We start from the raw sequence: 25,857 nt of genomic DNA, 5'->3' as shown, positions 1-25,857 counted from the left end.
CTCCGATTAAATTTAGCGCAATTCTGTCTTATAAATAATATTTTGTATATATTATACTATAAATTTATATTATATATAGAATCTATATGGCAATTTCAAACATAGATTAATTAAATACAATTAACTGATATAATTGAGCTGATAACTATAATATACAACAATATTTAATATACAACATTAATATTGAAAAAAACGTCACAATAAGTTATAATTAGAAAAAAATAAAAGGAGGAAAACCTATGTATAATATTCTGATTGGTGGCGCTGCCGGCCAAGGCATCGATACCACAGTCTCAATTCTAGAAAAGCTGCTGAAGCATTCCGGCTATTATATCTATACAACCAGAGATTTTATGTCTCGGGTGCGGGGAGGCCATAACTTTTCCCTTCTGCGCTTTGGGACGGAGGTCATAACCTCCCACAGTTATTGTTTAGATGGAATTATCGCTTTGAATCAGGAAACTATTGATTTACATAAACATGAATTGAAGGAAGAAGGCTTTGTCTTATGTGACAGCAGTTTTGATTATCCTGATACAGACTTAAGAGTTATGAAACTTCCCATGAACAAGATTGCAAAAGAACTTGGGAATGGGAAAGCTTCTGCAAGTGTGGCAGTGGGAGCGGTATTGAAGCTTTTCGGTGAGCCATTTACCTATGTTGAGGAAATCATGGCTGATGTCATGAAGAAGGAAATTCTTGAGGTTAATTTAAATGCAGCAAAAGCTGGATACTCTGCCGTGGAAGCAAAATTTAACCATCTGGATGGCGGTTATAAAGATTACATGCTTATTTCAGGCAGTGAGGCTTTAGGGCTTGGAGCGGTAGCAGGAGGACTTAAATTCTATTCTGCCTATCCAATGTCTCCGTCTACGGCGGTTTTGGAATATCTGGCATCTGTGGGACATAAAGCAGGAATTGTGGTGGAACAGGCTGAAGATGAGATTGCTGCTGTTAATATGGCACTCGGCGCTTCCTTTGCCGGTGCAAGGGCTATGACAGGAACCAGCGGAGGCGGCTTCTGTTTAAAGGTGGAGGCGCTGGGATTCTCCGGCATTGCGGAGATTCCCCTTGTAGCCGTAGATGTGCAAAGGCCTGGTCCGGCAACTGGTCTGCCCACCCGTACAGAGCAAAGTGATCTAAAATTTGTTATTTCCGCATCTCAGGGAGAGTTCCCCAGATTTGTGATAGCTTTAAGAAATCAGGAGGATGCTTTTTACCAGACATTCCGGGCTCTTAATCTGGCAGAAAAATACCAGATTCCTGTCATACTGCTCAGTGACCAGTATATTGGAGATGCAACAGCCTGTGTGAAGCCCTTTGACATATCGGGACTGAAACAAGTCAGTCATGCAAAGGAGGCAGAAGGAGAGTATCTGCGTTACAGGATAACGGAAGATGGTATCTCACCCAGGCTTATTCCAGGACTTACAGACCATATTGTTGCCGCTGACAGTGATGAACATGATGAAAGAGGCTGGATTACGGAATCTGCAGAGGTCAGAATCCAGATGGTGGATAAGCGGATGAGAAAATTAAAGGGTCTGATAGAAGAACTGTCGGAACCGGAGTTTATGGGAGAGGAGCACTGCGAAACACTTTTGCTTGGCTGGGGCTCTGCTTATGGCCCCATCAAAGAGGCGGTCTCTCTATTAAATAATAATGGGAAAGGAAGCTATGGTGCCCTGGTGTTTGGAGATATTTATCCCCTTCCTCAGGAGAAATTAAAATTTTATGGAAAAGGCAGGACGTTAATTAACGTAGAGCAGAATGCTACAGGCCAGCTGGCTTCCCTAATCAGAGAGCAGACAGGAATCGAATGTCATAAGAGTATTTTAAAATATGATGGCAGGCAGATATCAGGTGAAGAAATTACAAAAAAAGTGCTGGAAGGAGGTTCTAAGTAGATGGATAAATTTAAAACTTTTGAAACAGCATGGTGTCCAGGGTGCGGAAACTTTTCCATTTTGAACAGCCTGAAAACAGCGCTGGAGGAACTGGGCATTGAACCAAATAAAGTATTGATGGTCGGAGGAATCGGCCAGGCGGCGAAGACGCCCCAGTATTTAAATGCCAACAGCTTCTGCGGGCTTCATGGAAGAGCGCTTCCGGCCGCAGTTGCCGCTAAAATTGCCAATGAGGAGCTTACTGTTATAGTAAATTCCGGAGATGGTGACTCTTACGGCGAAGGAGGCAATCATTTTATTCACAATATTAGAAGAAATGTAAATATTGCTCATTTCGTTCATGACAACCAGATCTATGGTCTGACCAAAGGGCAGGCATCACCCACCAGCGGGGAAGGTTTTGTCACAGGAGTTCAGACCGATGGCAACTTAAATACGCCTTTAAATCCAGTACTTCTGGCAATTGCCTCGGGTGCGGGATTTGTAGCCAGGGGCTTCAGCGGTGATTCAAAGCAGCTGGTAAGTATTATGAAGGAAGCAATCCTTTATCCGGGATATGCCTTCGTGGATATTCTTCAGCCATGCATCACCTTCAATAAAGTAAATACCTTTGCTTACTATAAAAATATGGCAGCGCCGCTTGGAGATGACTATGACCCCACCAATCGGCTGGAAGCCATCCGAATGTCAATGGAAGTAAGTGAAAAAATCCCCACCGGCATTCTATATCGGGAAGATAAGCTGGATTTTCACAGGAAAAACGGAATTTTAAATGACGGTACACCCCTGATAAGACGAGAAACACAAGATGAGGTTCTTAAGGATCTGATCAGCAGCTTTATATAATAAAACAAGGGCAGAAATCCATACAATGGGGATTTCTGCCCTTGTTTCTATGGGAATCATACCTGTCAGGAATGTGCAGGTGATCCCTCTTCTTTTAAATATTTCTTTGCCATGGGAATCAGACAGCCGCCTGTTAAGTTTCCGGCAGATATCACCAGAATATATAAGAATGCCTTGGCACTCCAGGCACCTGCCATGGTGAAATAAAACATATCTGCAATACTGTGCTCATATCCGGAAAGGATGAATACCATAACTGGAAGAACCAGAGCAAAATATTTTCCGACTCCATCCTTAATGGTTTGAAAACCGATGACTGCAATGCACATCATCACGCCGCAAAAAATGGCCATGATAAAGGTGCTGAATAAGGTGTCCGAAAGCTTTATACTGACAATATCTGCGGCGTGGGCTGTTAATTTGGAGAGTTTTGTATGTCTGAATATGGTTCCCATTCCTGCGGTTCCCACAAAGTTACCTATGTACACCAGAAGAACGGTAAGGAGATAGGAGGGTTTTTCCTCCACAATATAGCATACCTTGCCTGTAAATAGATGGAAGCCAAAGGTGTATATGGTAAATAACCCGATGGTAAATAAGAAAGAACCTGCAATATGGTTCTCCAGGGTTAAATAAATGATGCCCCCCGTGCTGATAGCGATCCCTGCAATTACTGCTTTTATTAATGTCTTCATCTGTGCGGTAACTCCCTTTTTTATTCTGTTGTGTTTCATATTCTGTCTGTATTTTCAGAGCCATGTCATATTATAACATAAGAAAAAGAGTTTACAAGAGCAATTAACATTTTGACAAAATTTATCAGAATTTGCATAAAAAAACCGCCGGTTTCATGCCGGCGGCAGTAACATATTTATACATTGAAACGGAATAAAATTACATCTCCGTCTTTCACTACGTATTCTTTTCCTTCCAATCGTACCAGACCTTTTTCCTTTGCGGCGGGATAGGTTTTACAATCCAGCAGATCCTGGTAATTAACTACTTCAGCACGGATAAATCCCCGTTCGAAATCAGAGTGGATCTTTCCAGCTGCTCCAGGTGCCTTAGTCCCTTCTTTTATGGTCCAGGCTCTGGTTTCGGTGGGACCGGCTGTTAAGTAGCTGATTAAGCCCAGTAAGTGGTAGCTGGCAGCAATCAGTTTCTCAAGACCTGATTCAGTCAGTCCAAGATCTTCTAAGAACATCTTTTTTTCATCTTCTTCCAGCTCTGCAATTTCCTGTTCAATCTGAGCACAGATGACAAAAACTTCACTGTTGTTTTCTTTAGCAAAGGAACGGACTTTTTCCACATAAGCATTGGAAGCGCCGTCATCGGCAAGGTCATCTTCGCATACGTTAGCGGCGAAAATTACCGGCTTATAAGTAAGAAGATTAAGACTGTTGATAAATACAGCTTCCTCCTCATCCTCTGTCTCTAAGCTTCTGGCAAGATTTCCGTCTTCTAAATGGGCTTTGATTTTCTTTAAGATGGTTAATTCTTTTGCCAGGGATTTATCATTCATTGCGCCCTTTGTCGATTTGGCGATTCTGCGGTCAAGGATGTCCAGATCAGAGAAAATCAGCTCTAAATCAATGGTCTCAATATCCCGGAGCGGATCTACGCTTCCGTCTACGTGAATGACATTGGGGTCTTCAAAGCAGCGTACTACATGGACAATGGCATCAACTTCGCGGATGTTGGAAAGAAACTGGTTACCAAGTCCTTCTCCTTTGGATGCTCCTTTTACAAGACCTGCGATATCTACGAATTCGATGACTGCAGGTGTGATTTTAGCGGAATCATACAATGCGGCCAGCTGTCCTAAACGTACATCCGGAACAGGAACAACTCCTACGTTTGGATCAATGGTACAGAAAGGATAGTTGGCAGATTCTGCCCCAGCCTTTGTGAGTGAATTAAACAAAGTACTTTTCCCTACGTTCGGCAAGCCGACAATACCTAATTTCATATCAAATACCTTCCTAATATTGTTTATATTCATGGTTGATTTTTATCTACAACTAATATAGAATATCATATTATCCACGAAATTAAAAGAGAAAAACAAAAAGAACAAAGGGCTTGTCGAAATATAGTTGAATATGTCGGGCGATAATGTTTGATTTTTGTGTTTTAGCGGGGTAAAATAAAGAAAACATCGAAAGGAGAAGACGAATGGCAAATACGGCAGATATTAGTTTTGTGCATTTGGGAATTACCATTGACCACTTGCAAAACAGTATCTCGATATTTGGATTCCGAATTGCATTTTACGGTATTATCATAGGGATTGGAATCTTGGCAGGTCTTTGGGTTGCGACAGGCGATGCAAAACGCAGAGGGCAGGATCCGGATATTTATCTGGATTATGCACTGTACGCAATCATTATTTCTATTATGGGAGCCCGTATCTATTATGTGATTTTTGACTGGGACACTTATAAAGATGATCTGCTTCAGATATTCAATACCAGAGCAGGAGGGCTGGCAATCTACGGTGGCGTCATAGGAGCTGTCATTACCCTCACGGTTTACACCAGAGTGAAGAAACTTTCCTTCTTTTCTTTGGCGGACACTGGTTGCTTGGGATTAATTACCGGGCAAATTATAGGAAGATGGGGAAACTTCTTTAATTGCGAGGCATTCGGCGGATATACAGACGGCCTGTTTGCTATGAGAATCAGAAGGGCGCTTGTTAATGAGAATATGATATCTAAGGAGCTTTTAAACCACTTAATTGTAAAAGACGGTGTGGAATTTATTCAGGTTCATCCCACGTTTCTTTATGAATCAGTGTGGAATTTATGCGTTTTGATTTTCATGCTTTGGTATCGGAAACGCAAAAAGTTCGATGGTGAAATGCTTCTTATCTACCTGCTGGGCTATGGATTGGGACGAGTATGGATCGAAGGACTCCGTACGGATCAGCTGATCTTCTTTAGTACTGGCATACCGGTGTCTCAGGCGCTGTCATTGATTTTGGTAGTGATATCTACTCTTGTGCTCTTCTGCAAACACAGACAGATACGAATAAAGAGCAAAGGAGAATCATGAAATGATAATGTCAAAAGAAGAGTTAATACAGAATATCGAAGTTGCAAGGGAAAGATTAAATACAAGTATTGATCACGAGGATGGCGAAGTGATTTATCTTAGAAGTGTGGAGTTGGATAAATTAATTGAACAATATATCGAAGCAGGATATTGAAGAACGAATAGAAAGCAATTGTTTTAAATCGAGTTTTTTCGGAGAACAGAATGTGTAGAGATACATATCCTGTTCTTTTTTGGCTTATTACTTTTCAGCAATTTAATGAGGTGGATTATGAAAAACAGGCTTAAAAGCATTATTCGACATTTATTTCATTCAGGCACCATATTTACCCAGCTTGTTACCTTTACAGCTGTTGTAAGTATCGTTCCCATCCTTTTTATCAGTTCTCTGATGCTTCGAAAGATCAGCCATATGATAACAGAGGAACTGATCGCCTCCCATAACCAGCTGGTTGCTCAGTACACAACGTCTCTTGAGAGTAAATTAAATCAGTATCAGTACAGCTTAAAGCAGCTGTCCAATAATACCATTGTCTTAAATACCCTCCAAGGGAGAACCGGGGAGAAAAACCCCTACGTCATGGGGAATGATGTCAGTATTGAGGTGAATAAATCCTTTCATCTGGATGGATATGAAGTTCGAAATTGTATGATTTATTCAAATAATCTGGATAATAAAATTTATGGAACCAGAGTTGCGATGATTACAGAGGCCAGCAGGGAGATCTGGTATATAAGCAAGGAAGCAGCCAACCAGTATTATTTTATTTATGCCACTGGAGACGGTAAGAAAAGTAAGGTACTGTCTCTGATTAAAAATATTGTCGATGTAGATGTCAACAGTTATGAGAGCAAATACGTGGGATTTGTAAAACTGGACCTGTATACGAAAAAGCTGTTTGAACCGGCAATCGGAGAAGATTATTCTTATGCCTATGACGTGATTGTGCTGGACCGGAAAAATCAGATTGTATATTCTTCTAATCCATCGTACAATGACATCATACAGGAACAATCCTTTGAAGAGCTGAAACAGAAGGGGAATTATGGGAAGAATACCATGATTGGTACCAGTACAGAGGAATATTACGGACTGAAGCTGATTTTTCTCTTTAACAACAGCCAGCTGGATCACAAACGGCAGGAAATACAAAACTCCATATTGCCGGTACTGGTACTGGTTATGCTGATTATTGCACTGACAGCTTTTTTATTTACCAGAAGCTTTGCAAAACGTGTATCACGATTAATTGATAAGATAAAAATTGCGGAAACCGGAGATCTTACCATTAATGAGGAGATCAAGGGCAGTGACGAGATTGCAGTCCTTGATAAGCAGTTTAATCAGATGCTGTTAAAACTGGACCGTCTGATTAAGAAAAATTACGTTCAGCAGCTGGAAAACAAGGAAAGCCAGGTGCGCAATCTTCAGCTGCAGATTAATCCGCATTTTTTATACAATACTCTGGAAACCATCAGCTCCATCGCTGCTGTAAACGGAGTTTTTCTTATCTGTGATCTTTGCGAAAAGCTGGGTGAGAATTTCCGTTACAGTCTGGGCAGAAATTACGGAGAATTTGTTACTGTGGAGCAGGAACTTTCCCATACTCAGAATTATATTTATATACAAAAAACCCGTTTTGGGAATAAATTTGAGGCATATTACAATGTGGAGCCGGGACTGGAGAAAAATCTGGTTTTAAGGTTTATCTTGCAACCCATTGTGGAAAATGCCATTGTTCATGGCCTGAGTGTGATGGAACAGACAGGAACTTTGGAAATCTCCATTTACCAGGAAGATGACTATCTGATGATTAAGATTGCAGATGATGGAATCGGTATGTCAGAAGAGATGGTGGAGGAGATCAGGGATCATATTGAAATCAGGGGCGATGGGGAGAAGAAAAAGCAGAGTATCGGGATACAGAATGTAAATCAAAGAATTAAGCTTACTTATGGTGAGGAATATGGAATCACCATGGAAAGCGGGGAGAATAAGGGCAGCATTTTCACCATATGTCTGCCTTTCATGCAATAGGAGGGGCATAAATGGATAAAAGGGTTTTAATTGTAGACGATGAAGACTTAATCAGACAGGGGATGATTGCCAGACTTCAGTATTTAAATCTGAAGCCTGTGCAATTGTATGAGGCGGAAAGCGGACTTGGGGCAATTGAAATACTTAAAAATCAACCAGTGGATATTGTTATAACAGATATCCGTATGGCGGATATGGATGGTTTGACCCTGATTCGGACGGTGAAATCATTTTTACCTGAAATCCATTTTATTATTATAAGCGGCTACGCGGAATTTGAATATGCGGAACAGGCGATCCGGCTGGGGGTGACAGCTTATCTTTTAAAGCCAATATCCAATGAGGCCTTAAAAAAAGCGGTAGAAGAAGCGGCAGATCGGATTGATGAAAAGAAGAAGGAAAGGCAGATGATACAGAAGGGCATCCGCTCTATGGAGGAGAACCGGACTTATCTGTTTGAAAAGACAGTGAATGACTTGCTTTTAAACCAGGAAACCATTGGCGCAGGCACTACCCTGGAAACAGCAGTGTTTGAGAAGTTTCCTCTTCTTAACCGTTATGTGATGGTGATGATCATTCATATTGACGGAGACAGCTATGATCAAAATTATTTTGAATGTAAAGACATTGATTTAATCCAGTTTTCCATTAAAAATGTATTTATGGAGCTTTCTTCCCCCTGCGGGAAGCTGATCGTAAGCAATCTGGGCAATAGCAACCAGCTTTACGGGCTGACCAGTCATGAAAATAAAAATCAGCTTCGCCTGGAAACAGAACGGCTCCTTACCATATTTTCTAATGTCATGCGTAAAAAGCTTCGGATTTCACTTACGGTTGGTGTCAGCACACCCCTTTTGGAAACAGTGAAAAACGGGGTGGAAGAGGCGAGAGAAAGCCTGACCCAAAGAGTCATTCACGGAAATTCCAATCTGTATTTTTATGATGATATCAGAGTTCTGTCTGCAGACCAGTTTCCAGTATCGGAACTGAACATGATGCGACGGTACATTGAACGTCATGATGCAGAGCATATTGAAGTGATGATACAGGATATATTTTCAGATGAGAACATAAAGAAATACAATACTTCTTATGTGCGGATTCTATGGACCAGAATTACAAACATGATATTAAGTCAGTCCAGTTCGGCAGCCATCGATCCGGATAAGATAGAAAAGCTGGTAATGAAGCCGGAACTTTTCGCTTCCTTTCACTCATTAGAGGATTTACGAAGACATCTTTATCTGCTGATCATGGACTGTATGAATGCAGATGCCGACCCGGATGGCAATGCAAAAAACAAGGTAAAATTAAGCATTAAATACATCAGGGATAATTATAACAGGGATATTTCGGTCAATGAACTGGCTGAAAAGTATTCCTTAAGTCCCAATTACTATTCCACCATATTTAAACGGGAGACTGGGCAGACGACCATTAATTACATTAAGGAGCTGCGTTTAAATAAAGCCTGTGATTATCTGGTGAATTCGGGAAAAAGTATCGCTGATATATCCAAAGAGGTGGGCTATGAGGACAGCCAGTATTTCTTTCGCGTTTTTAAAAAGACCACTGGCCTGACTCCTTTGGAGTACCGCAAAGCCCACCGCAGATAATTACGAGCTATCAGCCTGGTACAATGACAGGGGCCACCGCCACCAGATTTTCAATGGCTGTATCATTTTGATACAGCTTTGGAATGAGAACAGACCGGGGATCAGAATCCGGATACAGCTCCTTGAACGGGATTTCCAAAGACTGGCAGTCCGGGAATTCTTTTACAACAGTTCTTGTCATACTGCGCAGGGAAAGGATATAGCGGTTACTGTCTGAGTGAATGAATCCCGGTTTTTTTGTCTCGCAGATGGTGAATAAGATTGTCTGCTTCTGGGGGTTATATTGAGATTCTAAAATAGGCCCTCTGGAAACCCATGTTTTTTGATGTCTGATGGCATCTTCCAGTTCTCTTTCAATATTGCCGCCGTTCACTCCTTCTATAAAGGTGGCATACTGATTGTTCATGTCCCACCTGCCGTGTAAATCCATACCGCAGGTGGCGGACAGCAAAAAACCTTTTAAAACAAGATCTTCCCACCACAAAAGTGCGGGTTCATTTACCTGGTGAAGGGGTTCAGGATTATTAAATATTTCAATGAAATCAAAGGAATTAAAATCTGTAATAGTCATATCAAACCGGCAGCCTCTGGCAAATGGATGTCCATAGGAAAATGGATGGGCAACTCCAACCAGGGCTCCTTTTTCTTTCAGACTGTGAAATAATAGCTCCGGTCGATGGTAATCGATGGATTCCCAGGAAAGATATTCTTTTAAATTCAGGCACAGTATGTGTCCGTAATAGGTGGTATACTCTATTCCATAGATGGCGGATATACTGCTTTTTTTCTGTTCCAGCAGCCCTTTGATTTTACTATGTCCGGAAATGGTATTATGGTCTGTGATTGCAAACCCATCTACAAGATTCTCCTCCATAAACTGGATCAGCTGGGAGGGGGTCATTGTACCGTCTGATTCTGTGGTGTGATTGTGAAGTTCCAGTCGCTTATACATAGGCACCTCCATCTGGGGAAATCCGTTTTTCCTGATTTCCTGCGGATAACTTCAGGCGGTAGTTTGTTCCGTCAAGAAGTACATTAAAGACTGCCAGAGTCACCTTGATTACTCCGGAAATACGTTCCTGGGGGATGCAGCCGTCACTGGTAAAATCCTCTGAGAAAACCATGTGCCTTGTGGTGAGCTGTTTGTGTACTCCTCCGATAAAAGTGTCATTCATTGTAACAATGGTATGTATTTCAGTTTTCATTCCTCTCATGGCATCCATGAGTTCTTCCTCTGAAGCATGTTCGTATTCAGTGCCACTGCAGGACTCTCTGATTTTTTTTCCCATTTCTTCTGTGATAGTCTGATAATGCTGTTTGTCAAAGGTAAATTCAATTTCCATAGCGTCGTAAACTTTGTCCAGGCAGACAGTATAAGAGATCTGTCCTACGAAACCTTCGTTTAAAATTCCCCCTGTTTCATAGATTAATTCCATAAAAAACCTCCGTTTTCTTCTGTGTTAAGCACACTATACTACTGCTGCAATCAGGAAGCAATACAGGTAGTTAAAGTTTAACAATTATCCACTGATAAGCGGAGAAATGTCCATTGTGGAGAAATGAATTTTCCGATATTCTTATATCAGAAACCAGGAAGGGAGTGTTCATAAGTGAAACTGGTTACATTTAATATCCGGTGCGATTATGGTCAGGACAAGGAAAACAGCTTCTGTTTCCGCAAACCGCATATTTTACAAAAAATTAAAAAAGAGTCTCCCGACGTCATTTGCTTTCAGGAAGTTCTGCCTCATGTGGCGCTGTGGCTGAAAGAAAATTTGACGGATTACAACATTGTGGGATGCGGGAGAGGGAAAGACTTAGAGGATGAGCAGACAGCAGTTGCCTATCGGAAAATGAAATTTGATCTACTGGGACTGGAAGTTTTCTGGCTTTCAAATACGCCTGAGGTTTTTGGCTCCCGTTATGAAAATCAAAGCATGTGTCCAAGAACCTGCACAAAGGTTTTACTGTGGAGTCTTGAGGAAAGTAAGCTGATTCGCATTTATAATACCCATCTGGATCATGAAGGCAAAGAGGCGAGAGAGGCAGCGTTAACCCAGATACTGAAAAAAATCCGGGTTGACAGATGGGGTAACGATGCCCCTGCTGTCATTACAGGAGATTTCAACGCCAGTCCGGATTCTCCGGAAATGGAGATTATGAAAACTGCCAGAGAATTTACGGATTTAACGGCACAGATCGACGGAACCTTTCATGATTATGGAAGACAGGAACAGGAAAAAATCGACTATATTTTCGGAGACAGAGAAATTATCTGCCAGGAGGTAACAATCTGGGATGAATCATGGGGAGGCGTCTATCTTTCCGATCACTATCCGGTTTGTGTAAGTCTTAAATTTGCGGCTGAAGGAAAAGGAGAGAGTTAATATGTCCATTGCAAGAAAGATGATCCGGTTCTGGCCTTTGTATCTCATGCTGGTGCCCTGTATGATTTATTATGTTCTCATCTGTTACGTACCAATGGGAGGTGTCTTACTGGCTTTTAAGGACTATTCCTTCCGAAAGGGAATATGGGGAAGTCCCTGGGTGGGACTGCGTTATTTCCGCATGTTTTTTAGCAGCTACGATTTTCCCAGATTATTAAGAAACACACTGATTGTGGGATTTATTAAATGTATTCTGGAGTTTCCTTTTGCTATTATTCTTGCGCTTCTGCTTAATGAGTTTAAGAATGAAAAATTTAAAAAGATCAGCCAGACCATTACGTATCTGCCACATTTTTTATCCACAGTTATTATTGTGACCATGCTTCAGAGGATCCTGGCACCCAATATCGGTGTGTTAAATCAGTTTATCGGAAAACTGGGAGGGGATCCCAGTACATTTTTCTTAATGGAACCAAAGTATTTCTTTCAGCTGTTGTTCTCCATGGATTTATGGAGAAATATCGGCTGGGATTCCATCATATATCTGGCAGCAATCAGCGGCGTAGATGCGGCTCTTTATGAGGCGGCCAGCATTGACGGCTGTTCCAAGTTAAAAAAAATCTGGCATATTACATTGCCAGGTATTCGGGGAACCATTGGTCTGCTTTTCATTATGGGAGTGGGAGGACTTTTGTCCAGCGGTTTTGAACAGATTTACTTACTGAGGACCCCCGGAAACATGTCGGTTGCAGATACACTTGATACCTTTGTTCTTCAGATGGGACTTATGAATGGGCAGTTTGGCTATGCCACAGCCGTGGGACTCATTCAGGGTATTGTAGGACTTATTCTGGTAATTGTGTGCAACCGGTTATCAAAACGATTTACAGGAGTCAGTCTCTGGTAAATAAAAGAGGAAAGAGGAGGTATTTTTATGAGGAAAAGTATTGGAAAGCGGCTGCTTGCGGGAGCATTAGTGGTTGCAATGGGCGCAGCGGGAGTGACAGGATGCAGCTCAAAAGCAAATGAGGGGGCAAAAGGCGAAGAGAGCAAAAATTCTGACAATTCCGGGAAACCGGATACATGGATTGCAGACCGGACCATTACGGTGCAGGCTTACGTTGACGATATCGGAAACAGTCTGCCAAAGGATCTGGCCAATACAGAAGTTATGAAGGAGCTGACAAAGCGCACGGGTATTAAACTGGATATTCAGTATACTCCTGGTGATAAGGACTCCAATGTTATGGCAGCCCAGCTGGCGTCTGGAACCATTCCGGATGTGATTTTCTCTTATATGGATGATTCCACGAGAAAAGAATTCCCTATTCTTTTAAAGGCAGCAAAGGAAGGTATGTTTGCTGATGTATCCGGATTGTTAAAGGACACAAAAGTTTACAGTCATTACCTGGAAGATAAATATTTACCCGATGATTCAAAGAAAAACATTACCTTCCGGGAAGATTTCAAAGGTGCAGCTTATATTCTGCCTTTATCGGTTGATTCCGAGGACAGATCTTTAATCTATGATCCACAGACTGCATACAGAGGCGGGATGTACATTCAAAAAGCGATTGTAGATAAGCTTGGAATTGATCCATCTAAGATCAGAACACAGGATCAGTTCTATGACCTGCTGGTACAGATTAAAAATGGAGATTTTAAAGATGACAACGGAAATCCTGTTTATCCACTTGGACCGAAATACTGGGGAGGATCTCCGGATACACTGCAGTACATTGTACCTGGCTTTACCTGGGGCGTCAGTGATGGCTACAACTTAGACAGTAACGGAATTATTAAGCATGAGGCAGATACGGATTACGTATTTGATAAAATCAGTTACTTGAGAAAACTGCTGGCAGATGGCCTGATGAATCCGGAGTTCTTCACCATGGATGGAACCAGAGCAGAAGAAGTGTCCAGATCTCATAATTCCGCAATTATGGCAGATGTACACAATTATCAGGATATTATATACGCTTCCGAAGACTGGGTTCCCCTTGGACCGTTAGACGATATTACTGGTAATAATGCGAAAGTAGTTCATGGAAAAAAACAGAACGGCGTGTGGGCTATTTCTGCAGATGCAAAGAAACCGGAAGAAATCTTAAAATTCTTTGATTATTTATCCACTCCGGAAGGTCAGCTTCTCTGCCAGTACGGCGTAGAGGGAAAAAGCTATGAAATGAAGGATGGAAAACCGGTACTGACCGATGAGACGTTAAAGAAATTAAATGATGGTGACAAGGATTATCTGGTTAATAACATCGGCGCCGGCTTTGGATATACCGGCTGCGTATTCTTCAGCTTTGTTTTGACCAATTTGGACAACATGAATAATTTCGGCGAAAACAGGCCAGGTTCCAATTCCAGCACAACCTTTAAACGTGCGGTAGAGGTAGCAAAAGATTATCCCATTACCTACAGACTGGTTCCAGGACTGGATGCAACCGGATATTTATCAGCTGATTCCATGGCAGAAGTAAAAGCGCAGATGTCTCTTCTTAATTATAAGGAAATGATCGTTCAGGCAGTTTATGCAGGAACAGACGACGATGCAAAAAAGATTGTGGAATCGTTCCGCCAGCAGTTAAAAGCAGCTGGTAATGACAAATTTGTGGAATATTTAACAGAGCTTTACAAAAAAGATCCTTCATCCATCGACTTTGACAAAAAATAAAATGCAGTGAGAAAGAAAGGGCAGGGTGCTCAGACATGAAAGCAAAAGAGGCTGTGAACAGACGCAATAAAATAAAATCAGGCAGATCGGAACAGGTGATTCAGGTTTTAATCTATTGCGTGGTCATAGGACTGTGCCTTGCCATCATCCTGCCCTGCTTAAATATTGCAGCTCTGTCTTTTAATGACGGAAAGGATGCGGCAAAAGGAGGCATTTATTTCTGGCCCAGAATGTTTACCCTGGATAATTATAAACAGGTATTTAAAGATGGAACCATAACCAAGGCTTATATTATTACCATAGCAAGAACTGTGATTGGAACAGCTGCCAGCTTAACAGTGACCTCCTTTGCCGCTTATGCGTTAAAGGAGAAGGAACTGCCAGGCAGAAAAATCCTTACAATGCTGATTACCTTTACCATGCTGTTTGGAGGAGGGATGATCCCCACTTATATTCAGTACAACAGACTGGGACTGGTGGACCATTTCAGTGTTTATGTTATTCCTGGCCTGGTAAGCGTCACTTACCTGTTAATGATGAGAACCTTTTTTGAAAGCATACCGGAGAGCCTGGAAGAATCAGCAAAGCTTGACGGATGTGGATATTTTGGGATTTTTACCAGAATTGTACTTCCATTAAGCAAGCCGGTCATTGCAGTCGTGGGACTATATACAGCAGTTAATCACTGGAATGACTGGTTCTCTGGAGCGTTTTACATGAGAAGCAGCCGGCTGTGGCCGGTACAGACCGTTTTACAGCAAATGCTGACCAGGGCCATGGCAAACAAAGAGGTAACTTCTGTGGCTCAGGCAATTGCTCAGAATACCAATTCTGTCACCTCAGATTCTCTTAAGATGGCGGCAGTTATCATAACAACAGTTCCTATTCTATGTGTGTATCCCTTTGCACAGAAGTATTTCACAAAAGGGGCCATGATCGGAGCTGTAAAAGAGTAAATCAGGCTGACAGACGGAGGATTCAATGACAGGAAAAAAGTGGGATGTATTTATTTATGGAGATATTAATGTGGATATTGTAATACCGGGAGTAGAGCAGTTTCCCGGCGCCGGTCAGGAGCATGTGGTAGAAGACATGAATGTTTATCCAGGCGGCGGAGCAGCACTGTTTGCTTTAGGACTTGGAAAGCTGGGGTTAACCCCGGCTTTTCAGGGAAGTGTGGGAGCGGACTGCCATGGAGCCTGGCTTCGTGAGGAGCTGAAACGCAGTCACGTGGACTGTTCCTTTTTGGGTACGTCACAGAAGAATAAAACTGGAATTTCTTTAAGTTTTACCAATGAAAAGGATCGTTCCTTTCTCACATACAGAGGAACCAATGAGGAATGGAACTTAGAGGCCATTGATTTTGAAGGAGTAAAAGATGCGGGGCATATTCACCTGACTTCTTACGCCGGTAGCCGCAATCACCATCTATTTATAATGCTTCTTAAAAAAATCAGGAAGATCAGTTCTGCCACAGTCAGCTTTGATGTGGGCTGGGATGAAACAGGGGAGTGGTATGAGGGTATTTATGAACTGCTTCCTTTCATAGATATCTTGTTTATGAATGAAACGGAAGCACTTCATTATACAAGAGGGCTGAATGCCGAAGAGGCCGCTTTGGAGTTTTCAAGGCACTGCGCCATGGCAGTAATCAAGCTGGGAAAGAGCGGGTCTATTGGTGCGGTAAATGGTGTACTCACCAAATCCCATCCCTATCGGGTAAGTGCAGTTGATACCACCGGAGCCGGGGATTCTTTTAATGCAGGCTTTGTTTATGGATTTTTAAAGGGCGAGACCGTGGAACAATGTCTGAGAATTGCCAATGCCTGCGGTGCCATGTCAGTCACTGCATATGGAGGCAATACAGCCTTTCCGACGAAAGAGGAGCTGTATCATTTTATAAAACAACAGGATGAAAGGCAGGAAGATTAAATGAAGATAACAGTAATCGGTGGAGCAGGAGTAAGAACAGTCATTTTTATTAACGGTCTTCTTGATCGTTATAAGAAGTTAAATATAGATGAAGTGGTGTTATATGATACTGACAGGGAAAAACTGGAGATCATAAGCCGTTTGTGCCGCCATGTTGTGGTAAGACGGGGGCAGGGGTTAAAAGTCAGTACTTCTTTTGATGCGGTTGAAGCAATTTCGGGAGCGGATTATATCGTAACCACAATCCGGGCAGGGGGAGATCATTCCAGAGTTGTTGATGAGGAAATTGCCTTAAATGCCGGAGTCATCGGTCAGGAAACAACAGGAGCCGGTGGTTTTTCCATGGCTGTGCGCACCATTCCTGTCTTAATGGAATACTGCGAATTAATCAAAAATCATGCTCCCCATGCCTGGATCTTTAATTTTACCAACCCTTCCGGGCTGGTGACACAGGCTTTAAAAAATGCAGGGTATGAGCGGATCATAGGAATCTGCGATGCTCCCAGCAGTACCAAATTCCGTATGGCAAAGCAGCTGGGTGTGACTCAGGATCAGCTTTCTGTGGAATTTTTCGGACTGAATCATTTATCATGGATACAGAGTGTGAAAGTGGAGGGACGGGAGATTTTGCAGGAACTTCTGTCTGATGAATCATTTTTAAAGAGTGTGCAGGAATTTTCTATCTTTGATCCTGAGCTTTTAAGATCAATGGGGTATCTGCCCAATGAGTATCTCTACTATTATTATCATAGGGAAAAAGCTCTTGATAACATCAAAAAGTCTGGTGTAACAAGAGGAAAGTCCATTGAGTCGGTAAATTGCCGGATGATGGAAGAATTAAAACAAATAGATATAGAAAAGGCTCCGGAGGAAGCACTTCAGGTATTTCTGTATTACATGGCATTGAGGGAAGAATCCTATATGAGCATTGAAACCGGACACGGTAAAAAGGAACCCATCAAAAAAGGGGAACTGGAAGTGCCCGATGGTATGGGGTATGCCGGAGTTATGCTGGACTGTATTGAAGGTCTTCAAAGCGAAGAAGGACGGGAACTGGTACTGTCTGTCCAGAATAATGGCTGTATCGAAGGACTGGAGGATCAGGACGTCATCGAGGTCACCTGCCATGTATCAAAAAATGGGATCATACCTGTGCCTGTAGGTGAGGTACCGGAGCATTGCTATTTACTGATCAGACTGATTAAGATGTATGAAAAACTGACGGTGGAAGCGGTTAAAAACCATTCAAAGGAAACTGCAGTCAGGGCGCTCACATTACATCCGCTGGTTAATTCCTATTCACTGGCAAAGATACTGGTTGAGGAATACGATTTCGCTTACGGAGGGATTTTAGGAGGCTGCCATGCCATTTGATTTACACAACAGAGACCGGATCTGCCACCTCATTGAAGAACTGGCGGAGTTACGATATAAAAATCTGAAGAATTTTGATCATATCTTCTGGTATGAGGACAATGGAACAACAGGAAACAGAACGCCCCTGGGTGAATCGGTGGAAATTGAACAGGGCTTTCGCTGGAAAGGCTGGGATCAGTATAACTGGCTTTGTACCAGACTTACTGTGCCAGCAGAACTTATGGAGGAAGAAGTAGTCGGTATTTTTGATTTTGGCGTTCCAGAAGGAACCGGTAATAACAGCCATTTTGAAAGTCTTCTTTATTTAAATGGCAAACCGTATCAGGGAGTGGACGGAAACCACAAAGAGGTCTTTTTTCAGGTAAAAGAAAACGGAGCTTTGCTGGATTTAAAATTCCGCCTTTGGTCTGGCTTAAATGGAGGCGGAGTTCCAAAGGATATGGTTATGGAACTGGTTCGTGCCCAATACGGGGTGCTTGATCATGATACCGATGATTTTTACTTTCTGGCAAGGAATGTGCTGGAAACTTATGATATTTTAGATTCTGGCAACGAGTATAGAGCGTGGTTGCTGAATATGCTTGTAAAAGCCTTTGGTTTCGTTGATTATACAGAACCGGGTACGGAACGTTTTTATGAAAGCATCAGGAAGGCATATGAATGCTTAAACGGGAAGATGAAAGGGCAGGGGAAACCGGATATACAGGTCAGCATGCTGGGACATACCCACATCGATGTGGCGTGGTTGTGGAGGCCTCGCCATACGAGAGAAAAGGCTGCCCGTTCCTTTTCTACGGTAAATCGGATGATGGATCGCTATGACCATTATCATTTTCTCCAGTCCCAGGCCCAGCTTTATGAATTTATCAAAGAGGATTATCCGGATATATATGCATCCATCAAAAAGCGTGTTAAAGAAGGCAAATGGGAGCCTGCCGGAGCCATGTGGGTGGAATGCGACTGTAACCTGGCAAGCGGCGAGTCCATTGTAAGACAGATCCTTGTGGGTAAAAATTTCTTTCAGGATGAATTTGAATATGAGAGTGAATTCCTCTGGCTTCCAGATGTCTTCGGGTACTCCTGGGCACTTCCCCAGATTCTGAAAAAGGCAGGAGTGGAGGCATTCATGACCACCAAGATCAGTTGGAATGATACCAACCGTCTGCCCTTTGACACCTTCCTTTGGAAGGGAATTGACGGGACTGAGATTACGGCTCATTTTGTCACCACTACGGATCAGGATTCCGATTCCTATACGTACAATGGGGATACCAGACCCTACGCAGTCAAGGGGGTATGGGATAATTATAAAAATAAAGATTTAAACCGGGATCTTCTTATTTCATATGGATATGGAGATGGCGGCGGCGGACCAAACCGTGATATGATAGAGACACTGAAACACTTAAACAAAATTCCCGGACTTCCCAAAGTACAGTTTGAAAGTGCAACGGAGTATTTCAGAAGGCTGAGAGAAAATGTAGAACGAAATGAGATGGAAGGAAACCTGCCGGTCTGGGATGGGGAACTTTATCTGGAGTTTCACAGAGGAACCTACACCTCTCAGGCATACAATAAGAAAATGAACCGGAAGATGGAATTTTACCTTCGGGACACAGAGATACGTTCTGTTCTGGCAAAGGAGTGGGGCGGTATTGCCTATGACAGAGACAGGCTGCAAAAAGCCTGGAAGATTGTTCTCTGCCAGCAATTCCATGACATTCTGCCTGGTTCCTCTATCAGGGAGGTGTATGAGGACAGTCATGTGGAATACGAAAAGGCCTGTCGGCTTCTTGCTGAGGTAGAAGACGAGATCAGCCTGGCACTGTATGCGGAAAAACCGGGGGTTTATACGGTATGGAATAATTCAAACTGGAAGAGAACCTCTGTTATCATGATTTCCGAAACATCAGACAGTGACCGCTTCCGGGATGAAAATGGACGGCTTCTTGACAGTGATACAAAGGAGGGGGTATCACAGGTTCTGGTTAAGGATATGGCTCCGTTTTCTTTTGTGACACTGTACCGGGATACGGCTTCTTTGGAAGTGGATCATACCGGTCAGGATTCCAGTAATATTAGCACACAAGAGAGTTCCCGCCAGGCTGAAACCAGATATTACCGCGTTGCCTGGAATGAGTGGGGGCAGCTGACGGAAATTTATGATAAGGAAGCAGGCAGAGATATTCTTTCAAAAGGGAAGAGGGGCAATGTCTTACAGGTGTTTGAAGACAAGCCAAGATGCTTTGACGCATGGGAGCTGGAACCGACGTATGGAGATAAGATGGAAGAGATCAGGGATTTAAAGGAGGTTTGTACAGAAGTAAATCCGCTTGGTATCTGGATTACATTCTCCTGGGGTTATCACAAATCCACAGTCTCACAAACCATGTGCCTTTACCATGAAAAAAAGAGGATTGACTTTAAAACCAGGATCATATGGGAAGAACGCCAGAAATTGTTAAAGACGGCATTTCCTGTAGGCATCAGAAGCATTGACGCCAGATTTGATATTCAGTATGGAAACATCAGGCGCAGAATAACAAGAAATGACAGCTGGGAAGCCGCCAGATTTGAAGTGGTTGCCCACAAGTGGATGGATTTCAGCGAAACGGGATATGGAGTGGCGCTTTTAAACGACTGCAAGTATGGCCACGATATCTATGAGGATACCATGCGCTTAACTTTAATTAAATCGGCAACAGATCCCGATTATACCGCAGATTTAGGACTGCATGAATTTACCTATTCTCTCTATCCTCATAAAGAGGAATGGTACGATTCCGGACTGGAACAGGAGTCCTTTGATTTAAATAATCCCATTACAGCAGTCTCTGGTGCGCCAAAGATCACGGCAGGAAGTCTGTTTCATCTTGATAGTGACTATATTGCTGCAGACTGTATCAAACAGGCAGAGCATTCTCAGGATATCGTCTTACGGTTTCATGAATTTGCAGGTGCAAGAGTGAGCGCAGTACTGACAAGCGCACTTAACATCTCTTCCTGGTGCCAGTGTGATTTAATGGAACGGCCCACGGAAGAATTTAAAAGCGGACCGGTCAGCCTGGAATTTGCGCCTTACGAGATAAAAACTATTTTTGTCAGATTTAATTAACAACGATAGAACAGGAGGCAGTATGAAGCTGGAAGAAAAACAGATATTATTAAATCAGGCGGTGGAAGAAATTGCCGAAACTATTAAAAATAAGCTGCCTTTAAATCAGGATTTACTTCAGACTTTCGAAAAATGTTTTCAGACTACAGCCAGGACAACAGTCCGATTTCTGGAAAACGGAGAAGTGTTTGTAATTACCGGAGACATCCATGCAATGTGGCTTCGGGATTCTTCCGCTCAGGTGATTCATTATCTGCCGTTTTTGAAGAAATACCCCATTTTGGCAGAACTGGTACGGGGGCTGATTAAAAGGCAGTTCCGTTATATTCTCATCGATCCATATGCCAATGCGTTTAATGAGGAAGCAAACGGGAACTGCTGGGATGAGGATATTACCGACTCCACACCCTGGAATTGGGAAAGAAAATACGAAGTGGATTCCCTCTGTTATCCGGTATGGCTGCTTCATGAGTATTTTGAGATGACTGGAGATCAGGAGATTTTTTCAAATGAGGTGAAGCAGGGGCTTTTGCAGATTGTTTCCTTATGGAAAAGAGAACAGAACCATGACAAAGACTCCACGTACCGCTTTGAACGAAGAAACTGCCCGCCTTCGGATACACTCCCGGAAGGCGGAAAAGGTACACCTGCGTCATATACAGGTATGACCTGGTCCGGCTTTCGCCCCAGTGATGACGCATGCACTTATGGTTATTTAATTCCTTCTAATATGTTTGCTTCAGTGGTACTAAAACATATAGAGGAGTATTCCATAAATATTTATCAGGATTCAGACCTTGGAGATTCTGCCCGTGGGCTTAGAAATGAAATAGAAGAGGGAATCCGCAAGTTTGGTATTGTCAAAGACCCTGAATACGGGGATATTTACGTATATGAGACAGACGGGTATGGAAATTACAACCTGATGGATGATGCGAATGTTCCCAGCCTTCTCTCCATTCCGTGGCTAAAGTATGAAACAGAAGAAAGTGAGATCTATGAGAATACAAGAAGATTTCTGTTAAGCAGCAGGAATCCGTACTATTTTAAAGGAGCATATGGACAGGGAGTGGGAAGTCCTCATACGCCGGACCGCTATATCTGGCATATCGCATTAATTATGGAAGGTCTGACTGAGAAGGATCCCATAAAAAGAGAAACACTCCTGTCCGACATTTTAAATACCCGCGGTGGAACCAGAGTCATGCATGAAAGCTTCTTTTGCGACAATCCGGCTGAATATACCAGAGACTGGTTTGCGTGGGCCGATTCACTTTTTGCGCTGTTCGTGATGAAGAGCTACGGGGTGGAATTATGAAGAACTACACCTTTGATACGGTGATTGAACTGGAAGTACTTAAAAACTATCTTTCCAGAGCAGCATCGGCAGCCTTTTTAATTCATACCAAAACACTGAGTGATGATTTAAGAGCCATTAAAAATCTGGGTATTAAGTTTCTTGGCAGGGCATCTGGTTACTGGTACCCGGATTCAGATGAAGAGGATCATTTTACAAAGTCAGGGGAACTGGGGGAAAAGGTTCATGAAACTGATCCGGAGATCATTCTGCAGGCCTGCATTTTTGAGGCAGTATACAGACCTTTAGAAACAATTCCCATCCCAGCCTATGTTTTTGAAGCATTTGGATTGGAACCTGAAAACAGATGCTTTTCTTTCCAACGGATGCGTTTTCCAAAGGCCCCGCAGGGGTTCTGGTGGGAAGAAGATGGTGCGCTTCCGGATATTACCCAGCTGGAGACGAGACTGTGGTTTTATTACCGTGCAGTACGGTATATTGACGCGGGCTATGAAGCGCTTCACATGGGTCAGATTCATTTATACACAGCAGATGACCGCGGAATGGTGAAAATGGGTGAATTAATGGAAATGATCCGGGCCTATGCCAGAAAAAATGCCAGGAGACACCTGGTGTTACTGGATGCACACAGCCATGGCATCAGCATAAGAGGGAAACTACTGCTGGATTATCACGCTATGCCCTACACCAGATATCCGGTGACAGACCGGGAGGGGGACAGACTGGTACTGGTGAAGGAAGGGTTTAGTGAAGGCGGATTCAATCCAAATGGATTTGAATTGAGTTCCATGCCATATCTCATGGAGTATGATAACTGGGGAGGAAAGGTGATAAATGACTTTGCCAGTGTGACAAAAGAGCAACGGGCATGGAGCGACTGGTGGGGATATGATCAGATTGGCTGGTTTGCCAACCAATCCCCGGAAGCTCAGGGTGAATTTCTGGAATATACTGCTTTATGGTCTGCTGTTAATCACGCTTTTTTTGAAATACCCTTCCGCCGTTCCTTAGATGCAGCCGCCGTCTCCATGAAACGGGGCGACAACGGCCAGATGGACGTGCAGGATTATTATCAGATCAATCAGAAAAGTCCGGACTGTCCCATGGGATTTAGCCAGGAGGAGACCATAAAAAGGATATGGGAATCGGAGGAAGTCTTGAGAAAGGTGGAAACGAACCCGGAAAATTCTTCTGATTATGGTGCAAAAAATGTTTACGATGAGGAAACCGGAATGAAACTTCCGGAGAGGGTGGTCGTTTACGGCAGTTTCCAGCCATATGTGGGGGCGGTAAAAAATGATTCTAACAGCGAAGTCACCCGGATGTATTATATAGGAAATAACACCTATGCACTCAGCGTTGTGATTCCCTTTGCGGGAGAATATGATTATGCGGTTTCTACCTATGGAACATTGTCGGCAACATACAGCCACGATACTTATCCCAGAAGTGGGTCATCTAATAAAGGCTTTATTTCGGTATTAAATGATAATACTGTAGTTCGGTTTGTTTTTCATTTTATCAATCATACGGTTACCATCAGGCAGTGGCATCATAATCTTTTGCTATAGCCAGCCGTCACAGTAATGTGACAGGTTTCTTTCGCTTACATTCAGGTCTGTTACCCATAAAGAGCCCTCTAATGGATTTATTCTGTGGAATTTCAAACGAATGGGTATTTATCAACAGAGCCTCATTTACGAGGTACACAATAATTTCTGACCGCATTTAGCGGTGAAGTGACAGTCACTATAGGCGGAAAAAGTTTTGTTGTCAATGAAAGAAAAGCAATACGTTTCAAAGCTGATGAACCCCATAGCTATGAAAACACAGGAGGGGCAATGTGTAAGCTTGATATGGTTATTTATTATCCGGATTAAGTTTACCCATTTTAAGTTTTGAAAAAAGTTACGGTAAAACGTAGCAAAAACGGCATAAAAACAGTTTGTAATTAAAAATGGTAATCACCCAAACTCTGCAAAACAGCAGTGTGTGGTGTGATTGCCATTTTTGTCGATTTATGGAATTTTATGGAAAATGTCCGTAAACCCTAGTAAATAAGCCAAATTAAATTGAAATTAATTCGAAAATATCCTTGCGTTTTTGAATCAAATGTACTAGAATTAGAGTACAAGTGGTGGAAAGTGGTACGAAGTGGTAGGAAATGGAGGAAAAGTGGTCTGATTTTCCCAAACCGAAGTACAAGCAGGTGATTAGTATGTTCATGGGCGAATACAATCATACGGTCGATGCGAAGGGACGTCTTATTGTCCCATCCAAATTCAGAGAGCAGCTAGGAGAAGAATTCGTCGTGACGAAGGGCTTGGACGGCTGTTTATTTGTGTATGACAATGATGAGTGGAGAGCCCTGGAAGAAAAATTAAAAAGCCTGCCGCTGACTAACACCAATGCCAGAAAGTTTTCCAGATTTTTTCTGGCAGGAGCCAGTTCCTGTGAAGTGGACAAGCAGGGAAGAATTCTGCTTCCGGCGGTATTAAGAGAACACGCCGGAATCGATAAAGACGCAGTATTAGTAGGAGTTGGAAGCAGGATTGAGATCTGGAGCAAGGATGCATGGCTGGCAGCCAATACCTATGATGATATGGAAGAAATCGCGGAAGCTATGGAAGGACTAGGTATATGATGTTTGAACACAAATCGGTGCTGCTTTATGAAACCATCAACAGCCTGAATATAAAACCAGATGGCATTTATGTTGATGGAACCTTAGGAGGCGGAGGACATGCTTTAGAAGTATGCAGACGCCTGGGGGAACACGGAAGATTAATCGGAATTGACCAGGATGCGGATGCCATTGCTGCAGCAACTGAGCGGCTGAAAGAATATAAAGATAAGGTAACTGTGGTCAGAAGCAATTACGAAAATATACATGGGGTTTTAACAGAACTTGGAATTGATAAAGTGGACGGAATTTATCTGGATCTTGGAGTTTCCTCCTATCAGCTGGACATGCCGGAGAGGGGATTTACCTACCGGGAAGAGGACGCTCCTCTTGATATGAGAATGGACCAGAGAAATCCGCAGACAGCTGCCGATATTATCAATCAGTACAGCGAATTTGATTTATATCGGATTATACGGGATTATGGAGAAGATAAATTTGCAAAGAATATTGCAAAACATATTGTAAGAGCCAGGGCTGTGAAGCCAATTGAAACAACGGGAGAATTGTCAGAGATCATTAAAAACGCAATTCCTGCAAAGATAAGAGCGGTAGGGGGCCACCCTTCTAAGCGGACCTTTCAGGCAATCAGAATTGAACTCAATCACGAGCTGGATGTGTTGAAAAACTCTCTTGATACCATGATTGGGCTTTTAAATCCCGGAGGAAGGCTTTCCATCATTACCTTCCACTCACTGGAAGACCGAATTGTAAAGACCAGATTCAGGGATAATGAAGATCCATGTATCTGCCCGCCTAACTTTCCGGTCTGCGTATGCGGAAGAAAAAGTATGGGTAAAGTCATCACAAGAAAGCCCATTTTACCGTCAGAAGAAGAATTATCAGAAAACAAACGCTCAAAGAGTTCAAAGCTTCGTGTGTTTGAACGAATCTAAAAAGG

22 protein-coding genes are annotated in these 25,857 nt (G+C 42.7%); 18 read left to right on the top strand and 4 right to left on the bottom strand.

Annotation, left to right across the window (positions count from 1 at the left end; genetic code table 11):
* Positions 1-239: 239 nt before the first annotated feature.
* Both ABS301_RS00865 and ABS301_RS00860 read left to right on the top strand, forming a co-directional pair.
* Positions 240-1,907 (top strand): 2-oxoacid:acceptor oxidoreductase subunit alpha, encoded by a 1,668-nt coding sequence (locus ABS301_RS00865; protein ID WP_349670392.1) that lies wholly within the window; start codon positions 240-242, stop codon positions 1,905-1,907.
* Positions 1,908-2,753 carry a 2-oxoacid:ferredoxin oxidoreductase subunit beta gene (locus ABS301_RS00860; protein ID WP_349670391.1) on the top strand — a complete coding sequence of 282 codons (846 nt, stop codon included), beginning with the start codon at positions 1,908-1,910 and terminating at the stop codon, positions 2,751-2,753.
* Between the two features lie 65 nt (positions 2,754-2,818).
* On the opposite strand, the gene ABS301_RS00855 is transcribed toward ABS301_RS00860, so the two are convergent.
* Together ABS301_RS00855 and ychF are read right to left on the bottom strand one after the other, a co-directional pair.
* On the bottom strand, positions 2,819-3,487 hold the full coding sequence (locus tag ABS301_RS00855) for a formate/nitrite transporter family protein (RefSeq protein ID WP_349670390.1): 669 nt from the start codon (positions 3,485-3,487) through the stop codon (positions 2,819-2,821).
* 137 nt (positions 3,488-3,624) lie between these two features.
* Positions 3,625-4,722: a redox-regulated ATPase YchF gene (ychF, locus tag ABS301_RS00850; RefSeq protein ID WP_349670389.1), complete on the bottom strand. Its 1,098-nt coding sequence runs from the start codon at positions 4,720-4,722 to the stop codon at positions 3,625-3,627.
* A gap of 206 nt (positions 4,723-4,928) precedes the next feature.
* Here ychF and lgt point away from each other — a divergent pair, with 206 nt between their 5' ends.
* From lgt to ABS301_RS00830, 4 genes are all read left to right on the top strand, one after another.
* A complete protein-coding gene (gene lgt, locus ABS301_RS00845; protein WP_349670388.1) occupies positions 4,929-5,807 on the top strand; it encodes a prolipoprotein diacylglyceryl transferase in 879 nt (292 codons plus the stop codon).
* 1 nt (position 5,808) lies between these two features.
* Positions 5,809-5,961, top strand: coding sequence for a Spo0E family sporulation regulatory protein-aspartic acid phosphatase (locus ABS301_RS00840; RefSeq protein ID WP_170313481.1), 153 nt, complete (start codon positions 5,809-5,811; stop codon positions 5,959-5,961).
* Between the two features lie 117 nt (positions 5,962-6,078).
* Positions 6,079-7,845 (top strand): sensor histidine kinase, encoded by a 1,767-nt coding sequence (locus ABS301_RS00835; RefSeq protein WP_349670387.1) that lies wholly within the window; start codon positions 6,079-6,081, stop codon positions 7,843-7,845.
* A gap of 11 nt (positions 7,846-7,856) precedes the next feature.
* Positions 7,857-9,461: a response regulator transcription factor gene (locus tag ABS301_RS00830; protein WP_349670386.1), complete on the top strand. Its 1,605-nt coding sequence runs from the start codon at positions 7,857-7,859 to the stop codon at positions 9,459-9,461.
* A gap of 10 nt (positions 9,462-9,471) precedes the next feature.
* On the opposite strand, the gene ABS301_RS00825 is transcribed toward ABS301_RS00830, so the two are convergent.
* On the bottom strand, positions 9,472-10,413 hold the full coding sequence (locus ABS301_RS00825; RefSeq protein ID WP_349670385.1) for a CehA/McbA family metallohydrolase: 942 nt from the start codon (positions 10,411-10,413) through the stop codon (positions 9,472-9,474).
* A complete protein-coding gene (locus ABS301_RS00820) occupies positions 10,406-10,897 on the bottom strand; it encodes a DUF6669 family protein (protein WP_349670384.1) in 492 nt (163 codons plus the stop codon). The genes ABS301_RS00825 and ABS301_RS00820 overlap by 8 nt, the downstream gene beginning before the upstream one ends.
* Positions 10,898-11,071: 174 nt before the next feature.
* Between ABS301_RS00820 and ABS301_RS00815 the strand changes: the two genes are divergently transcribed.
* The 12 genes from ABS301_RS00815 to rsmH all read left to right on the top strand — a co-directional run bounded on the left by ABS301_RS00815 (position 11,072) and on the right by rsmH (position 25,852).
* Positions 11,072-11,848, top strand: coding sequence for an endonuclease/exonuclease/phosphatase family protein (locus ABS301_RS00815; RefSeq protein ID WP_349670383.1), 777 nt, complete (start codon positions 11,072-11,074; stop codon positions 11,846-11,848).
* A 1-nt stretch (position 11,849) separates the two neighbouring features.
* Positions 11,850-12,755, top strand: a complete 906-nt coding sequence (locus ABS301_RS00810; RefSeq protein WP_349670382.1) for an ABC transporter permease — start codon at positions 11,850-11,852, stop codon at positions 12,753-12,755.
* Positions 12,756-12,782: 27 nt separating this feature from the next.
* Complete coding sequence (locus ABS301_RS00805) at positions 12,783-14,531, top strand: extracellular solute-binding protein (RefSeq protein WP_349670381.1); 1,749 nt, start codon at positions 12,783-12,785, stop codon at positions 14,529-14,531.
* Positions 14,532-14,566: 35 nt separating this feature from the next.
* Entirely contained in the window at positions 14,567-15,487 is a 921-nt protein-coding gene (locus tag ABS301_RS00800; protein ID WP_349670380.1) for a carbohydrate ABC transporter permease, read from the top strand.
* Positions 15,488-15,512: 25 nt separating this feature from the next.
* Entirely contained in the window at positions 15,513-16,463 is a 951-nt protein-coding gene (locus tag ABS301_RS00795; protein ID WP_349670379.1) for a carbohydrate kinase family protein, read from the top strand.
* Positions 16,464-17,837, top strand: a complete 1,374-nt coding sequence (locus ABS301_RS00790) for a family 4 glycosyl hydrolase (protein ID WP_349670378.1) — start codon at positions 16,464-16,466, stop codon at positions 17,835-17,837.
* Entirely contained in the window at positions 17,827-20,955 is a 3,129-nt protein-coding gene (locus ABS301_RS00785) for an alpha-mannosidase (RefSeq protein ID WP_349670377.1), read from the top strand. Before ABS301_RS00790 ends, ABS301_RS00785 begins: the two co-directional genes overlap by 11 nt.
* A 22-nt stretch (positions 20,956-20,977) precedes the next feature.
* Positions 20,978-22,273, top strand: coding sequence for a glycoside hydrolase family 125 protein (locus ABS301_RS00780; protein ID WP_349670376.1), 1,296 nt, complete (start codon positions 20,978-20,980; stop codon positions 22,271-22,273).
* Positions 22,270-23,844 carry a hypothetical protein gene (locus ABS301_RS00775; protein WP_349670375.1) on the top strand — a complete coding sequence of 525 codons (1,575 nt, stop codon included), beginning with the start codon at positions 22,270-22,272 and terminating at the stop codon, positions 23,842-23,844. Before ABS301_RS00780 ends, ABS301_RS00775 begins: the two co-directional genes overlap by 4 nt.
* Before the next feature lie 168 nt (positions 23,845-24,012).
* Positions 24,013-24,153: a cupin domain-containing protein gene (locus ABS301_RS25765; protein WP_502877923.1), complete on the top strand. Its 141-nt coding sequence runs from the start codon at positions 24,013-24,015 to the stop codon at positions 24,151-24,153.
* Positions 24,154-24,491: 338 nt separating this feature from the next.
* Positions 24,492-24,917 carry a division/cell wall cluster transcriptional repressor MraZ gene (gene mraZ, locus ABS301_RS00770; RefSeq protein WP_349670887.1) on the top strand — a complete coding sequence of 142 codons (426 nt, stop codon included), beginning with the start codon at positions 24,492-24,494 and terminating at the stop codon, positions 24,915-24,917.
* Positions 24,914-25,852, top strand: coding sequence for a 16S rRNA (cytosine(1402)-N(4))-methyltransferase RsmH (gene rsmH, locus ABS301_RS00765; protein WP_349670374.1), 939 nt, complete (start codon positions 24,914-24,916; stop codon positions 25,850-25,852). The genes mraZ and rsmH overlap by 4 nt, the downstream gene beginning before the upstream one ends.
* Positions 25,853-25,857: the final 5 nt, after the last annotated feature.

Source organism: Lacrimispora sp. (assembly GCF_031982545.1).
Lineage (GTDB): Bacteria > Bacillota > Clostridia > Lachnospirales > Lachnospiraceae > Lacrimispora.
This window is presented reverse-complemented; position numbering and strand designations above follow the sequence as displayed.

Bases quoted from the DNA above. Each gene is read 5' to 3' on its own strand.
- ABS301_RS00775 (WP_349670375.1), top strand. From the start codon at position 22,270: ATGAAGAACTACACCTTTGATACGGTGATTGAACTGGAAGTACTTAAA.
- ABS301_RS00795 (WP_349670379.1), top strand. From the start codon at position 15,513: ATGACAGGAAAAAAGTGGGATGTATTTATTTATGGAGATATTAATGTG.
- rsmH (WP_349670374.1), top strand. From the start codon at position 24,914: ATGATGTTTGAACACAAATCGGTGCTGCTTTATGAAACCATCAACAGC.
- mraZ (WP_349670887.1), top strand. From the start codon at position 24,492: ATGTTCATGGGCGAATACAATCATACGGTCGATGCGAAGGGACGTCTT.
- ABS301_RS00835 (WP_349670387.1), top strand. From the start codon at position 6,079: ATGAAAAACAGGCTTAAAAGCATTATTCGACATTTATTTCATTCAGGC.
- ABS301_RS00790 (WP_349670378.1), top strand. From the start codon at position 16,464: ATGAAGATAACAGTAATCGGTGGAGCAGGAGTAAGAACAGTCATTTTT.
- ABS301_RS00825 (WP_349670385.1), bottom strand. From the start codon at position 10,413: ATGTATAAGCGACTGGAACTTCACAATCACACCACAGAATCAGACGGT.
- ABS301_RS00800 (WP_349670380.1), top strand. From the start codon at position 14,567: ATGAAAGCAAAAGAGGCTGTGAACAGACGCAATAAAATAAAATCAGGC.
- ABS301_RS00860 (WP_349670391.1), top strand. From the start codon at position 1,908: ATGGATAAATTTAAAACTTTTGAAACAGCATGGTGTCCAGGGTGCGGA.
- ABS301_RS00830 (WP_349670386.1), top strand. From the start codon at position 7,857: ATGGATAAAAGGGTTTTAATTGTAGACGATGAAGACTTAATCAGACAG.
- ABS301_RS00840 (WP_170313481.1), top strand. From the start codon at position 5,809: ATGATAATGTCAAAAGAAGAGTTAATACAGAATATCGAAGTTGCAAGG.
- ABS301_RS00785 (WP_349670377.1), top strand. From the start codon at position 17,827: ATGCCATTTGATTTACACAACAGAGACCGGATCTGCCACCTCATTGAA.
- lgt (WP_349670388.1), top strand. From the start codon at position 4,929: ATGGCAAATACGGCAGATATTAGTTTTGTGCATTTGGGAATTACCATT.
- ABS301_RS00780 (WP_349670376.1), top strand. From the start codon at position 20,978: ATGAAGCTGGAAGAAAAACAGATATTATTAAATCAGGCGGTGGAAGAA.
- ABS301_RS00820 (WP_349670384.1), bottom strand. From the start codon at position 10,897: ATGGAATTAATCTATGAAACAGGGGGAATTTTAAACGAAGGTTTCGTA.
- ychF (WP_349670389.1), bottom strand. From the start codon at position 4,722: ATGAAATTAGGTATTGTCGGCTTGCCGAACGTAGGGAAAAGTACTTTG.
- ABS301_RS00855 (WP_349670390.1), bottom strand. From the start codon at position 3,487: ATGAAACACAACAGAATAAAAAAGGGAGTTACCGCACAGATGAAGACA.
- ABS301_RS00805 (WP_349670381.1), top strand. From the start codon at position 12,783: ATGAGGAAAAGTATTGGAAAGCGGCTGCTTGCGGGAGCATTAGTGGTT.
- ABS301_RS00865 (WP_349670392.1), top strand. From the start codon at position 240: ATGTATAATATTCTGATTGGTGGCGCTGCCGGCCAAGGCATCGATACC.
- ABS301_RS00810 (WP_349670382.1), top strand. From the start codon at position 11,850: ATGTCCATTGCAAGAAAGATGATCCGGTTCTGGCCTTTGTATCTCATG.